Here is a 13336-nt window from a genome sequence, read left to right as displayed (position 1 = left end):
CCCCGCCCCCCCCCCCCACCCCGGTGTCGCAGCGCTGCGGGATCTGCGCTCGACGTTTTCAGTCCTTGAGTTCGCAGAGCGTGGTGCCTTGGGAGACCGAGTCACCCGGCTTCGCCGACAGGCCCGTCACCGTGCCCGCTTTGTGGGCGGTGACCGGGTTTTCCATCTTCATCGCTTCCAGGACCGCGATCAGGTCTCCGGCGGCGACCTGCTGGCCGTCGGTGACCGCGACCTTGACGATGGTGCCCTGCATCGGCGCGGTCACCGCGTCGCCGGAGACCGCGGCACCGGCCTTGCCCGCGGAACGCTTGCGCGGCTTGGCCTTCGCCGTCGGGGACGCTGACGGCGCGGCGAACTCGGCGGGTAGCGAGACCTCCAGGCGGCGGCCACCGACCTCGACGGTGATCGTCTGCCTCGGCTCCGGTTCCTCTGCCTCGACGCCGCCGGTGAACGGTTCGATGGTGTTGTCGAACTCCGTCTCGATCCACCGGGTGTGCACCGTGAACCCGTCGGTGCCGACGAACGCCGGGTCGCGGACGATCGCGCGGTGGAACGGCAGCACCGTGGCCATGCCGTCAACGACCATCTCATCGAGCACCCGTCGGGCCCGCTCCAGGGCCTGCTGCCGGTCGGCGCCGGTGACGATCACCTTGGCCAGCAGCGAATCGAACTGCCCGCCGATCACGCTGCCCGTCTCGACCCCGGCGTCCACCCGCACGCCCGGCCCCTGCGGCGCGACGAAGCGGGTGACCGTGCCGGGCGCGGGCAGGAAGCCGCGGCCCGCGTCCTCGCCGTTGATCCGGAACTCCAGCGAATGACCGCGCGGTTCGGGGTCCGCGGCGATGCGCAGCTTCTCCCCGGCGGCGATCCGGAACTGCTCGCGGACCAGGTCGAGGCCGGTGGTCTCCTCCGAGACCGGGTGCTCCACCTGCAGCCGGGTGTTGACCTCCAGGAACGAGATCGTCCCGTCCAGGCCCACCAGGAACTCCACGGTGCCCGCACCGTAGTAACCGGCCTCGGCGCAGATCGCGCGCGCCGCTTCGTGGATGGTGCGGCGCTGCTCGTCGGTGAGGAACGGCGCCGGGGCCTCCTCGACGAGCTTCTGGTGGCGGCGCTGCAACGAGCAGTCGCGGGTGCCGACGACCAGCACGTTGCGGTGCTGGTCGGCGAGGACCTGCGCCTCGACGTGCCGCGGCCGGTCCAGGTAGCGTTCCACGAAGCATTCGCCGCGACCGAACGCGGTTTCGGCCTCCCGCACCGCCGAGGCGTACAGCTCGGGGATCTCCTCCAGCGTCCGGGCCACCTTCAGGCCCCGGCCGCCACCACCGAACGCGGCCTTGATGGCCACCGGTAGCCCGTTCTCCTCGGCGAAGGCCACCACCTCGTCGGCACCCGAGACCGGGTCCTTGGTGCCCGGCACCAGCGGCGCCCCGGCACGGGTCGCGATGTGCCGGGCGGTGACCTTGTCGCCGAGGTCCCGGATCGCCTGCGGTGACGGGCCGATCCAGATCAGGCCCGCGTCGAGCACCGCTTGGGCGAACTCGGCGTTCTCGGACAGGAACCCGTAACCGGGGTGCACCGCGTCGGCTTCCGACCGCTTCGCAACGTCGATGATCTTGTCGATGCTCAGGTACGACTCGCCCGGCGTCGAACCGCCCAGCGCGAACGCCTCGTCGGCCAGCCGCACGAACGTCGCGTCGGCGTCGGGCTCGGCGTAGACGGCGACGGAGGCGATGCCCTCGTCCTTGCAGGCGCGGATCACCCGCACCGCGATCTCACCGCGGTTGGCGATCAGGACCTTGCTGATCGACGTCACGTCCACAGTGGTCAACTCCTCATTTCCCGGCGCGACGCCGGAGGAACCGTCGAAATCTTGGTTGGGAACCGTCAGCCCGGCAGGCCCGACGCGCGCCAGGCGTGCGGACCGGGGCGCAGCGGCCGACGGCCCGCCGGGTGGCGCGCGCCAGCGGCCCGGTCGCCCCACAGCGACATCTGCCGCCGCGTCGGCGGCGCCGCGGCGTTCGTGGCGGCCAGGCCGCTGAGCGCCGTGGTCAGCGCGGCGATCTCGACGTCGTCGGGATTGCCGCGCACGATGCGCAGCACCGGGCGCTCGCCCGGTGTGCCGTCTGCGTGCTGGCTCATGTGCACCTCCTCGCGAGTGGTGCGGCGATCGCCGCCACTCACGGCGTCACAGGGGGATGTTTCCGTGCTTCTTCGCGGGCAGGCTGGCGCGCTTGTCGCGCAGCATCCGCAGCGACCGCGCCACGTACCCACGGGTGTAGGACGGCGGGATCACCGAGTCGACGTAACCGCGTTCGGCGGCGACGTAGGGGTTGCAGAGCGTGTCCTCGTACTCCTGCTGCAAGCGGGCCCGCACCGCCTCGACGTCCTCGCCGGACTCGGTCGCCTCGGCCAACTGCCGCCGGTACAGGATGTTCACCGCGCCCTGCGCGCCCATCACCGCGATCTGCGCCGTCGGCCAGGCCAGGTTGACGTCGGCGCCCAGGTGCTTGGAGCCCATCACGTCGTAGGCCCCGCCGTAGGCCTTGCGGGTGATCACGGTGACCAGCGGGACGGTGGCCTCCGCGTAGGCGTACAGCAGTTTCGCGCCGCGCCGGATGATGCCGTTCCACTCCTGGTCGGTGCCCGGCAGGAAGCCCGGCACGTCGACGAAGGTCAGCACCGGGATGTTGAACGCGTCGCAGGTCCGCACGAACCGCGCGGCCTTCTCGCTGGCGTCGATGTCCAGGGTGCCCGCGAACTGGGTGGGTTGGTTGGCCACCACGCCCACCGGGTAGCCCTCGACTCGCCCGTAGCCGGTGATGATGTTCGGCGCGAACAGGGCGCCGACCGCCAGGAACTCCGCGTCGTCGACGACGCGGGAGATCACCTCGTGCATGTCATAGGGCTGGTTGGGCGAATCCGGCACCAACTCGTCCAGCTCGCGGTCGGCGTCAGTGATCGAATCGGAAAACGAAACGATGCCGGTGGCGGTGCCATTCTCGGCACCCTCGAACACCGGCGGCTCGGCGAGGTTGTTGCTGGGCAGGTAGGACAGCAGCTCCTTGACGTAGGCGATCGCGTCCGCCTCGTCGGTGGCCAGGTAGTGCGCGTTGCCGGAGCGCGAGTTGTGGGTGCGGGCGCCGCCGAGTTCTTCGAAGGTCACGTCCTCACCGGTGACCGTCTTGATCACGTCCGGGCCGGTGATGAACATGTGCGAGGTCTGGTCGACCATCACGGTGAAGTCGGTGATCGCCGGGGAGTACACCGCCCCGCCCGCGCACGGCCCCATGATCAGCGAGATCTGCGGGATGACACCCGAGGCGTGCGTGTTGCGCTTGAAGATCTCGGCGTACAGGCCCAGCGCCGCGACACCCTCCTGGATCCGCGCGCCGCCGGAGTCGTTGATCCCGATCAGCGGGCAACCGGTCTTCAGCGCCAGGTCCATGACCTTGACGATCTTCTCGCCGAAGACCTCGCCCAGCGATCCGCCGAAGACGGTGAAGTCCTGCGAGAACACGCACACCTTGCGGCCGTCGACGGTGCCGTACCCGGTCACCACGCCGTCGCCGTAGGGGCGGTTGGCCGCCATGCCGAAGGTCGTGGACCGGTGCCGGGCGTGCTCGTCGAGCTCCACGAACGAACCCGGGTCCAGCAGCATGTCGATGCGTTCGCGGGCGGTGTTCTTGCCCTTCGCGTGCTGCTTGGCCACCGCGCGCGCCGAGCCCGCGTGCACCGCCTCGGCGTTGCGCTGGTACAGATCCGCCAGCTTGCCCGCTGTCGTGTGGATGTCCGGCACGTCAACCGGCGGCTGACCGACCGGCTCCGTCGCGCTGCTCATGCAACCAACCTGTCCTCGTTACCTGCTCGGCTCCAGTGTCTACGGCCCACCTGCGGCTGTACACGGGCGTGGGCGGTCTCGGCGGCTCCATCACCCCAGCGCGCGCGACGCACCAGCGGGCAGACCTGGTCAGTGCGGAGATTAGTGCGCCGCGGTTGCCGAAGTCAATTTCGAAGTGAGCAGCGCGTAGCCCACCCAGACTAATGCAAGCCCTTCTTCCTGCGGGTTCATCACCTAAGTGAATGGGGCGTAGCAACTCGCCTAAGCTTCGTGGTGGCTGGTCATCCGGTCGTGACCGGGGTGTCGAGCATCAGCGCCGAGCCGACCCGCAGCAGTGCGTCCACGTCGCGCACCGAGCCGGTGCGGGCCATGTCGTTGGCCGCCGTCAACGCCGCCTGCACCAGGATCCGGGACCGCACCGGGTCGAGTTCCGGGCGCGCCTCGCACAGCAGTCCGACCCACTCCGCCACGTAGGCGTGCTGCGTCTGCCGCGCCCGGTGCCGTTCCGCGTCCGGCAGGTGGTTGACCTCGCTGACCAGGATGTCGATGAACCCGCCGTGGTCGAAGGCGAACGTGATGTAGGAGCGCAGCAGCTCGCGCAGCGCGTCGTCGGCGGCCGGGGTGTTGGCCAGCGTGCGTTCGAGCTCGACCTCCAGCCACGCGTTGCCGCGGGTGATCACCGCACCGAGCAGTTCCTGCTTGCTGGCGAAGTAGTTGTACAGGCTGGGCCCGGCGATGCCCGCCGCGGCACCCACGTCCTCGGTGGTCACCTTGGTGTACCCGGCGTCGGAGAACAGCCGCATCGCCGCGGACAGCAGCAACCGGCGCCGGGAGGCACGCCCGGCGAACAGCGCCGACCGCTGGTCGAGCCCGGCCGGGCGGCGCGCGGCGAACCGCAGCGGCGGTTGGGTCCCGATGACGACGACCATCGCCCGCAGCAGTTGCTCGAACTCGCGCCGGGACAGATCCACCTGGTGGTAGGAGGGGCTGGTGAGGACGCTGAACATGCACCACGCGCGGAACCGGGCGTCGGCACCGGTCAGCTCCGGCCGGAAAGCGCGCGCCACCTCGGCCAGTCCGCTGGCGACACCGCGCAGTTCCTCACGCAGCACGTCGCGCTGCTCCTCCGGTAGGTGCCGGGCCTCGCGCTGCCACAGCACACCGAGCTGGCGGTGGTCGAGCGCGGCGGCGGCGAGCTGCGCGACCACCTGGTCCAGGTCGTGGTCGGCCACCCGCGCGGTGATCGCGCTGAACGGGTGGAGTTCGTCGAGCACCACGCGGGTCAGCAGCTGCTGCTTGCCCGCGAAGTGCCGGTACAGCGCCGACGACCCGACCCCGACGGCCTCGGCGATGTCGCTCATCCCGACCCGCGCATACCCGAGGCGGTAGAACAGGTCCGCAGCGGCGGCGGTGATCATGGCACGCCGGTTGCGCGGGCGCGTGTTGCGGGCAGGTGTGCTGGTCGCCTCCGCCATCGTCGCCTCCCTCCACCGGATGTCACGGACATGCTTTGCGCACCGTCGTGCGGGACTCCTGGCGCCGTCACCAGCGCCAGCGGGTGAGCGCGGCGAGCTCGGCTGGGTCGGCGTCGGCGAAGCGGTCCGCTTCGGCGCGGCGAACCGTGCAGATCGCGTCGTGCAGTTCCTTGCCCAAGGCATCGGCCAGCACTTCCGACTCCTCCAGCGCGGCGGCGGCAACCGCGGCGTTCGTGGGCAGTCGGCGGACGCCCGCCGCAGTGCGTTCGTCGTCGGTCAACGCGGCCGGATCGCCGCTGATCTCCTGGGGAAGCCGCAGTTCTTCGCGCATTCCCGCGAGGCCCGCCGCCAGCACAGCACCCACCGCCAGGTACGGGTTCGCGGTGGCGTCGAAGCATTTCACCTCGGCGTTCGCGGCCCACTGCTGGGTGCCGGTCGTGCCGGTGATCAGCCGCAACGCGGCCTCCCGCGCCTCCCGGCCCCACACCTGCCAAACCCCGGCCCACCGGGACGGCTCCAGCCGGAGGAAGCTCGCCGGGTTGCCCGCACCAATGGCCACCAGCGCGGGAAGTTCCCGCAGCACCCCGGCCAAGAACGCCTCACCCGCCGGGTGCAGGCCGTAGCGGCCGGACCCATCGGCGAACAGGTTGCCCTCGGCGCCGTGCACCGACAGGTGCAGATGCCCGCCGGAACCCGCGCCGCCGGGGACCAGGCAGGGCGCGAAGCTCGCCCGCCAACCGTGCCGCCGCGACACCGCGCGCACCGTGTGCCGCACCAGCAACGCGTCGTCGGCAGCACCCAGCGGATCCGTCGCCGCCACCGACAGCTCCACTTGGCCGAGCGCGTACTCCGGGTGGAACTGCTGGACCTCCAACCCCTGCTCGCGCAGGGCGGAGACCAGTTCGCGCGCGTAGTCGGCGGTGGCCTCCAGCCGCACCTGGCCGTAGGCGGGGCCGGTGAGGACCGGGACGAACTCGTCGGTGTCGGCCGCGCCCAGCGCCCATTCGTGTTCGAAGGCGGCGAGCACCGTCAGCCCGACGTCGGCGGCGGCCTGCACCTGGCGCGCCGCGAAGGCCCGCTGGCAGGCGACGAACCGGCTCCCGTCCTGGGTGAACTTGTCGGCGGGCGCCCAGGCCCAGCCCGGCAGCGCCGCCAACCGCACCAGCCGGTCCAGGTCCGGCACCAGCCGCAGGTCGCCGTCGGGACCGCCGAGGTAGCGGCCGAGGGCCATCACGTCGTCGAAGGTGAACGTCTCGAAGCACGGCGAGGCCCCGACGCCGAAGCGCGCGGCGGCGGGCAACCGGTCCAGCGGAACGGCTTTCACCCGCACGTTCCCCGCGTTGTCCACAAAGGACATCTCAACCAGCTCGACGCCCTCGGCCCGCAACCGGGCGACGGCGTCGGCCAACCCGGCCTGCTCCGGTCCCGGGATCCACTCCGTACTCATAGCCGCCACCGTATCCAGCATTCGAGCCGAAGGGCACCCGTGGCCAACACGCCGGGCCGCGGGCGCCCCGAATTCACGACGGACTCAGTTCTGGTTTCCGGCGAGCAGTTGTTCGAACGGGACGGGCTCTTCGAAGGCGTCGGGACGGGCGGCCAGCAGCCTGGTGGACGACGGCTGGCTCAACCCGGCCGATACGACGACCAGCTTCCGGTCGCTCATTTCACCGCCTCCGCCTTCTTCGCCTCGGCCTCGGCCAGCAGCGACGCGTGCGTCGGGGCGTCCGGCACGTGCTTCGGCCGCAGCGACTCGAATTCCTTGCGCAGCACCGGGACGACCTCCTCCCCGAGCAGGTCGAGCTGCTCCAGGACGGTCTTGCACGGCAGCCCGGCGTGGTCCATCAGGAACAGCTGGCGCTGGTAGTCGCCGACGTAGTCGCGGAAGGCCAGGGTCCGGTCGATGACTTCCTGCGGACTGCCGACGGTCAGCGGGGTCTCGCGGGAGAACTCCTCCAGCGACGGCCCGCCGCCGTACACCGGCGCGTGGTCGAAGTACGGCCGGAACTCGCGCACCGCGTCCTGGGAGTTCTTCCGCATGAACACCTGGCCACCGAGCCCGACGATCGCCTGGTCCGCCGAACCGTGCCCGTAGTGCTCGAACCGCTGCCGGTACAGCCGCACCATCCGCTCGGTGTGCTCCTTGGGCCAGAAGATGTGGTTGGCGAAGAAACCGTCGCCGTAGTAGGCGGCCTGCTCGGCGATCTCCGGACTGCGGATGGAGCCGTGCCAGACGAACGGCGGCACGCCGTCCAGCGGCCGGGGCGTGGCGGTGAACGACTGCAGCGGGGTGCGGAACCGGCCCTCCCAGTCGACCACGTCCTCCCGCCACAGCCGGTGCAGCAGGTTGTAGTTCTCGATGGCCAGCGGGATGCCCTGGCGGATGTCCTGGCCGAACCACGGGTATACCGGGCCGGTGTTGCCGCGCCCCATCATCAGGTCGACCCGGCCGTCGGCCAGGTGTTGCAGCATCGCGAAGTCCTCGGCGATCTTGACCGGGTCGTTCGTGGTGATCAGCGTGGTCGAGGTGGACAGGATCAGCCGCTCGGTGCGCGCCGCGACGTAGCCGAGCATGGTGGTCGGCGAGGACGGCACGAACGGCGGGTTGTGGTGCTCACCCGTGGCGAAGACGTCCAGGCCGACTTCCTCGGCCTTGAGCGCGATCCGCACCATCGATTTGATGCGCTCGGCCTCGGAGGGGGTGCGGCCGTTGGTCGGGTCGGTGGTGACGTCGCCGACCGTGAAGATCCCGAACTGCATCTGAGCTCCCTCACTAGCCAGTTACTACAATCTTCAACTACTTTCACGAACGATTCTGCCTTGCGAGTTGTTCCCGGTGAACCGCAACCCCCACCAGCGGGACGCAGGTCACAAGCAGACCGCGATCGAGATCCGCCCGTCCAGCCGGTCAACCCGACACGTCAACCCGACACACGGCCGCATGTCGTGGCCGACGCGAACAGGTCGATGTCCCGGGGCTGCGTAAGATGCGCGCCGTGGCTTCCCCCGATCTTGCTTTCGAGGTGACCAACGCCCAGCAGGTCTTGCAGCGGGTGTTCGGCTACGACTCCTTCCGCGGCGCGCAGCAGGAGATCGTCGAGCACGTGGTGGGCGGCGGCGATGCGCTGGTGCTGATGCCGACCGGCGGAGGCAAGTCGCTGTGCTACCAGATCCCGGCCCTGGTGCGGCCCGGGATCGGCGTCGTCGTCTCACCGCTGATCGCTCTGATGCAGGACCAGGTCGACGCGCTCAACGAACTCGGCGTGCGCGCGGGCTTCCTCAACTCCACGCAGACCTTCGAGCAGCGCGGCAACACCGAGGACGCGTTCGTCTCCGGGGATCTCGACCTGCTCTACCTGGCACCGGAGCGGTTGCGGCTGGACTCGACGCTGGAACTGCTCGACCGCGGCGAGGTCTCGCTGTTCGCGATCGACGAGGCGCACTGCGTGGCGCAGTGGGGCCACGACTTCCGCCCCGACTACCTGGCCCTCTCGGTGCTGCACGAGCGCTGGCCGTCGATCCCGCGCATCGCGCTGACCGCCACCGCCACCCAGGCGACCCGCGGCGAGATCGCCACCCGGCTGGACCTGACCGAGGCCCGGCACTTCGTCGCCGACTTCGACCGGCCGAACATCCAGTACCGCATCGCGCCGAAGAACGACCCGAAGAAGCAGCTGCTGCAACTGCTGCGCACCGAGCACGCCGGTGACGCGGGCATCATCTACCGGCTCTCCCGCGCCGAAGTGGAGCGGACCGCGGAATTCCTGGTGGCCAACGGGATCGACGCGCTGCCCTACCACGCGGGCCTGGACAAGGGGGTCCGCGCCACCCACCAGTCCCGGTTCCTGCGCGAGGACGGGCTCGTCATGGTCGCCACCATCGCTTTCGGCATGGGCATCGACAAACCCGACGTGCGTTTCGTCGCCCACCTCGACCTGCCCAAATCGGTCGAGGGCTACTACCAGGAAACCGGTCGGGCGGGCCGCGACGGACTCCCGTCGACCGCCTGGATGGCCTACGGCCTGCAAGACGTGGTGCAGCAGCGCAAGCTGATCGAGCTCTCCGAAGGCGACGACGCGCACCGCCGCGCGCAGTCGAGGCACCTGGACGCGATGCTGGCGCTGTGCGAGACCGTCGAATGCCGCCGGACCCGGTTGCTCGCCTACTTCGGCCAGGACGCGACGACGGCCTGCGGGAACTGCGACACCTGCCTGAACCCGCCGGAGTCGTGGGACGGCACGGTGGCCGCGCAGAAGCTGCTGTCGACCGTGGTCCGGCTCGACCGCGAGCGCAACCAGAAGTTCGGCGCCGGACAGGTCATCGACATCCTGCGCGGCAAGAAGACCACGAAGATCGAACAGTTCCGGCACGACTCGCTGAGCGTGTTCGGCGTCGGCGCCGAGCTCAGTGACAACGAGTGGCGCGGCGTGATCCGCCAACTGCTGGCCCAACACCTGCTCGCGGTGGAAGGCGACTACGGCACCCTGGTCCTCACCGAATCCAGCGGCGAAGTCCTGCGCCGCGAGAATCCGCGCCAGGTCCTGCTGCGCACCGAACCCAAACGTGCCACCACCTCGGCAACCAAATCCAAGGCCCCCAAACAGGCGGCCCAGGACATGCCACCGGAAGCGGAACCGATCTTCCAACAACTCCGAGCCTGGCGCGCCGCCACAGCCCGAGAAGAGAACAAAGCCCCCTTCATCATCTTCCACGACTCAACCCTGCGCCAAATAGCCACAATCCAACCGTCCACTCTGGACGAACTAGCCACCATCAGCGGCGTAGGCGAACAAAAACTCACCAAATACGGCCAACAGGTCCTAAACGCCCTCCGACCCGAGTGATTTTTCCGAGTGAAGGGCACCTTTGACCGGCTTACTCGGTCAAAGGTGCCCTTCACCCATCGCTGAACCGGGTGGTGCGGGCGCGGTCGCGGAGGATGTTCTTCTGGAGCTTGCCGGTGGAGGTTTTTGGGAGGTCGCCGAAGATGATTTGCTTCGGGGCCTTGAAGTGGGCGATGCGGTCTCGGACGAAGTTGATCAGGTCGGCCTCGGTGGCGGTCGCCGCGTCCCGCAGCGTCGCGTAGGCGATGGGGACCTCGCCCCACTTCGGGTGCGGGGTGCCGACGACGGCCGCCTCCAGGACGTCCGGGTGCGCGGTGAGCGCGTTCTCCACCTCGATCGAGGTGATGTTCTCGCCGCCGGAGATGATCACGTCCTTGATCCGGTCGCGCAGTTCGACGTAGCCGTCGGGGTGCCGGACGCCAAGATCACCGCTGCGGAACCAGCCGTCCAGCGTGGCAGCGGCGGTCGCCGCCTCGTCGCGGTAGTAGCCGAGCATCACGTCGTTGCCGCGCAACAGGATCTCGCCGGGCGTCTGCCCGTCGGCGGGCACGTCGCGGCCCTCGGCGTCGACCACCCGCAGCGGTTCGGCGATCACGTTCGCGATGCCCTGCCGGGCGATCAGCCGGGCTCGCTGGTCGAGGGGCAGATCGTCCCACTCCGGCTGCCACTCGCACACCACCGCCGGGCCGAAGGTCTCGGTCAGGCCGTAGAGGTGCCGGATGTCGATGCCCAGCTCGGTCATCCGCGCCAGAAGCGCAGGCCACGGCGGCGCGCCACCGGCGAACACCCGCACCGGCTGGGAGATCGGTTTCGCGGCCTCCGGGTGCTCGGCCAGCATCGCCAGCACCGTCGGCGCGGCGCAGAAGTGCGTGACGCCGTCAGCGCGGATCGCACCCCAGATGTCCTCGGCGACGACCTTGCGCAGGCAGTGGTGCACCGCGCCAGCCGCCGTCACCGCCCACGGGAAGCACCAGCCGTTGGTGTGGAACATCGGCAGGGTCCACAGGTAGCGCGAAGACGTGTCGAGTTGCGCGTGGTAGGCCATCGCCAGCGCTTGGAGGTAGGCGCCGCGGTGGTGGTACATCACGCCTTTCGGACGACCGGTGGTACCGCTGGTGTAGTTGATCGACAGCAGCGAGCGCTCGTCGGCCACCTCGACCCGATGCGGTTGCGCCGCATCGCGCAGCTGGTCGTACTGGCCGGAATCGATCACCCGCAGGTCGAGACCGGACATCGCCGCGTCGAGGACCTGCCGGTACTCGATGTCCACAATGGCCAGTGCGGCACCGCTGTGTTCGAGGATGTAGCCGATTTCCGGCGCCGCCAAGCGGGTGTTGAGGGCGACCAGCACCGCACCGGCCAGCGGCACCCCGTAGTGCGCCTCCAGCAGCAGGTGGGTGTTCGGGGACAGGACCGCGACCCGGTCGCCTGGCCGAACTCCGTGCGCGGCAAGCATTCCGGCCAGCCGCTGCGCGCGATCCCAGAACTCCGCGTAGTCGTAGCGATGCGCTCCGTCGACCACCGCCGGGCGATCGGCGAACACCGCCGCCGCACGCTCCAAAAAGGACACCGGCGACAGTTCTCGAAACGCGATCCCGCTCACCACGCGCCCTCCCGGCCGGTTCTGGACGCCCAGTACCGGTTGCCCGGCACTGGGCGCGCCCGGAGCATAACCAGAACAACCCGGCTGGCGCGAGGGTCGATTCGCACGCACAGCTGCGGATTCAGGCGAACCGGAACACCGGCGCCCGCTAGAAGGCGAAGCCGCCTGGCTTGTCGTTGCGGTCGGCCAGCAGGCCCGCCAGCGTCGCGATGGCGATCTCCGGCGGTGTGCGGGAGCCGATGTTCAGCCCGATCGGCCGGTGCACCCGCTTGATCTCGGCATCCGGCACGCCGAGTTCCTGGAGCGCGGCCACGTGCGGACCGGCGTGGCGCGGGTTGCCCATGATGCCCACCCAGCGGACGTCATGCGCCAGCACGTCCCGCAGCAGGGGGCCGAGTTCTGGCCGGTGGTGATCGGTCACCACCACGTCCACCTCGGGGCCCAGTTCCGGCACCGCCGCCAGCACGTCGACGCCCTCCGGTACCGCCCGCTCGGCGTCCGGCTCGATCAGCACCGGTCGGAAGCCGAGGTCCCGGCCGTAGCGCAGCAGGAACTCCGCCACCGGCGAGGCGAAGACCGCCGCCAGCGTCCGGCCACCGGTGTCAACCGGAACTTCACCGTGCGCCACCGCGCACGCAGCATCCTCGGTCATCCACCCAGTGTGCCAGCTGCGCTCGGCCGGGACCACCCCCACTATTCCACTGTGGACTTCGCGATTTCGCGCGAAATCGGCACCCGCTCCTCACGGGAAGCGGCGATTTCGCGCGAAATCGCCAATTCACCCGAGTCAAGCCCAACGACAGGAGTTCAGAGCCGGGTGGCGGTGGCCAGCCAGGCCGGGGCGTCGACCATCGCACCGTCCTCGACGCCGAACGCCACCGCGCTCTCGCCGCGGGCGATGCCCCGGTAGTAGCTCGACCGGACCCCCTCCAGCCGCCAGCCCGTACCGAAGACCTCCTGGAACACGGTCTCGGGAATCACGGGACCGAGCGCCGGTTCGACGTCGGCGAGCGCGAGGACGTGCACCCGCGCCCCCGCTCGGCACACCCCGTGCAGACCGCGCACGTAGGCGATCTGGCTCTGCAAGCCGAAGACGTGGAACAACGCGCTGTCCACGACGGTGTCGAAGCGCGGCGCACCGCCGAGGTGCAGCGCATCGGCGACCTCGAAGCGGGCGTCGACCTGCTGCTGGGCGGCGTTGGCCCGGGCGCGCTCGATCGCCCGCGCGGAGAAATCGACCCCTTGCACGTCGTAGCCCAGCTTGGTCAGCAGGATCGTGTGCTCCCCGGCGCCGCAGCCGGGGTCGAGCACGGCGCCGCTGATGCCACCGGCCCGTTCGAGCTCGACGATGACCGGTTGTGGCGCGCCAATCACCCACGGTGCGCTGTTCGACTCGTAAGCGGAGTCGAACACCGATCGGTCCACTGAAGTCTCCATGCTCGTGCCCCTTCGATGCGACGTGATCGCGGTCGAGCCCAGCTTGAACCTTTCACTTAACTAGAGGTCAATCCCTCGTCGATCAGCGAAGCCGAATTCAGCGACCTCGCCGCCCGATACGGCAAGTGGCAGGGCT

At 69.8% G+C, this 13336-nt stretch carries 11 protein-coding genes; 1 reads left to right on the top strand and 10 read right to left on the bottom strand.

Annotated elements, in window-relative coordinates; translation table 11 throughout:
- Window positions 1-58: 58 nt before the first annotated feature.
- From ACTWQN_RS37535 to ACTWQN_RS37505, 7 genes are all read right to left on the bottom strand, one after another.
- The gene (locus ACTWQN_RS37535; RefSeq protein WP_443208439.1) at window positions 59-1822 is read right to left on the bottom strand and encodes an acetyl/propionyl/methylcrotonyl-CoA carboxylase subunit alpha; all 1764 of its coding nucleotides are present in this window, start codon (window positions 1820-1822) and stop codon (window positions 59-61) included.
- Window positions 1823-1887: 65 nt separating this feature from the next.
- The gene (locus ACTWQN_RS37530) at window positions 1888-2142 is read right to left on the bottom strand and encodes an acyl-CoA carboxylase subunit epsilon (RefSeq protein ID WP_443208437.1); all 255 of its coding nucleotides are present in this window, start codon (window positions 2140-2142) and stop codon (window positions 1888-1890) included.
- 46 nt (window positions 2143-2188) lie between these two features.
- Complete coding sequence (locus tag ACTWQN_RS37525; RefSeq protein WP_443208436.1) at window positions 2189-3841, bottom strand: acyl-CoA carboxylase subunit beta; 1653 nt, start codon at window positions 3839-3841, stop codon at window positions 2189-2191.
- 281 nt (window positions 3842-4122) lie between these two features.
- Window positions 4123-5316, bottom strand: a complete 1194-nt coding sequence (locus tag ACTWQN_RS37520; protein WP_443208435.1) for a TetR/AcrR family transcriptional regulator — start codon at window positions 5314-5316, stop codon at window positions 4123-4125.
- A gap of 67 nt (window positions 5317-5383) precedes the next feature.
- Window positions 5384-6763, bottom strand: a complete 1380-nt coding sequence (locus ACTWQN_RS37515) for a type I glutamate--ammonia ligase (protein ID WP_443208434.1) — start codon at window positions 6761-6763, stop codon at window positions 5384-5386.
- Window positions 6764-6847: 84 nt separating this feature from the next.
- Window positions 6848-6982, bottom strand: coding sequence for a hypothetical protein (locus ACTWQN_RS37510; protein WP_443208433.1), 135 nt, complete (start codon window positions 6980-6982; stop codon window positions 6848-6850).
- Window positions 6979-8076 carry an LLM class flavin-dependent oxidoreductase gene (locus ACTWQN_RS37505; protein ID WP_443208432.1) on the bottom strand — a complete coding sequence of 366 codons (1098 nt, stop codon included), beginning with the start codon at window positions 8074-8076 and terminating at the stop codon, window positions 6979-6981. The genes ACTWQN_RS37510 and ACTWQN_RS37505 overlap by 4 nt, the downstream gene beginning before the upstream one ends.
- Window positions 8077-8303: 227 nt before the next feature.
- Here ACTWQN_RS37505 and recQ point away from each other — a divergent pair, with 227 nt between their 5' ends.
- Window positions 8304-10160: a DNA helicase RecQ gene (gene recQ / locus ACTWQN_RS37500; RefSeq protein ID WP_443208431.1), complete on the top strand. Its 1857-nt coding sequence runs from the start codon at window positions 8304-8306 to the stop codon at window positions 10158-10160.
- A gap of 52 nt (window positions 10161-10212) precedes the next feature.
- Here recQ and ACTWQN_RS37495 read toward each other — a convergent pair whose 3' ends face one another.
- The 3 genes from ACTWQN_RS37495 to ACTWQN_RS37485 all read right to left on the bottom strand — a co-directional run bounded on the left by ACTWQN_RS37495 (window position 10213) and on the right by ACTWQN_RS37485 (window position 13200).
- Window positions 10213-11763 (bottom strand): acyl--CoA ligase family protein, encoded by a 1551-nt coding sequence (locus ACTWQN_RS37495; RefSeq protein WP_443208438.1) that lies wholly within the window; start codon window positions 11761-11763, stop codon window positions 10213-10215.
- A 148-nt stretch (window positions 11764-11911) separates the two neighbouring features.
- Window positions 11912-12415 carry an XdhC family protein gene (locus ACTWQN_RS37490; protein WP_443208430.1) on the bottom strand — a complete coding sequence of 168 codons (504 nt, stop codon included), beginning with the start codon at window positions 12413-12415 and terminating at the stop codon, window positions 11912-11914.
- A 155-nt stretch (window positions 12416-12570) separates the two neighbouring features.
- The gene (locus tag ACTWQN_RS37485) at window positions 12571-13200 is read right to left on the bottom strand and encodes a class I SAM-dependent methyltransferase (protein ID WP_443208429.1); all 630 of its coding nucleotides are present in this window, start codon (window positions 13198-13200) and stop codon (window positions 12571-12573) included.
- Between the last annotated feature and the right edge of the window lie 136 nt (window positions 13201-13336).

This window comes from Saccharopolyspora antiqui (assembly GCF_052246905.1).
Lineage (GTDB): Bacteria > Actinomycetota > Actinomycetes > Mycobacteriales > Pseudonocardiaceae > Saccharopolyspora.
Note: the sequence above shows the minus strand (reverse complement) of the source record. Positions and strands in the feature narration are given on the sequence as shown.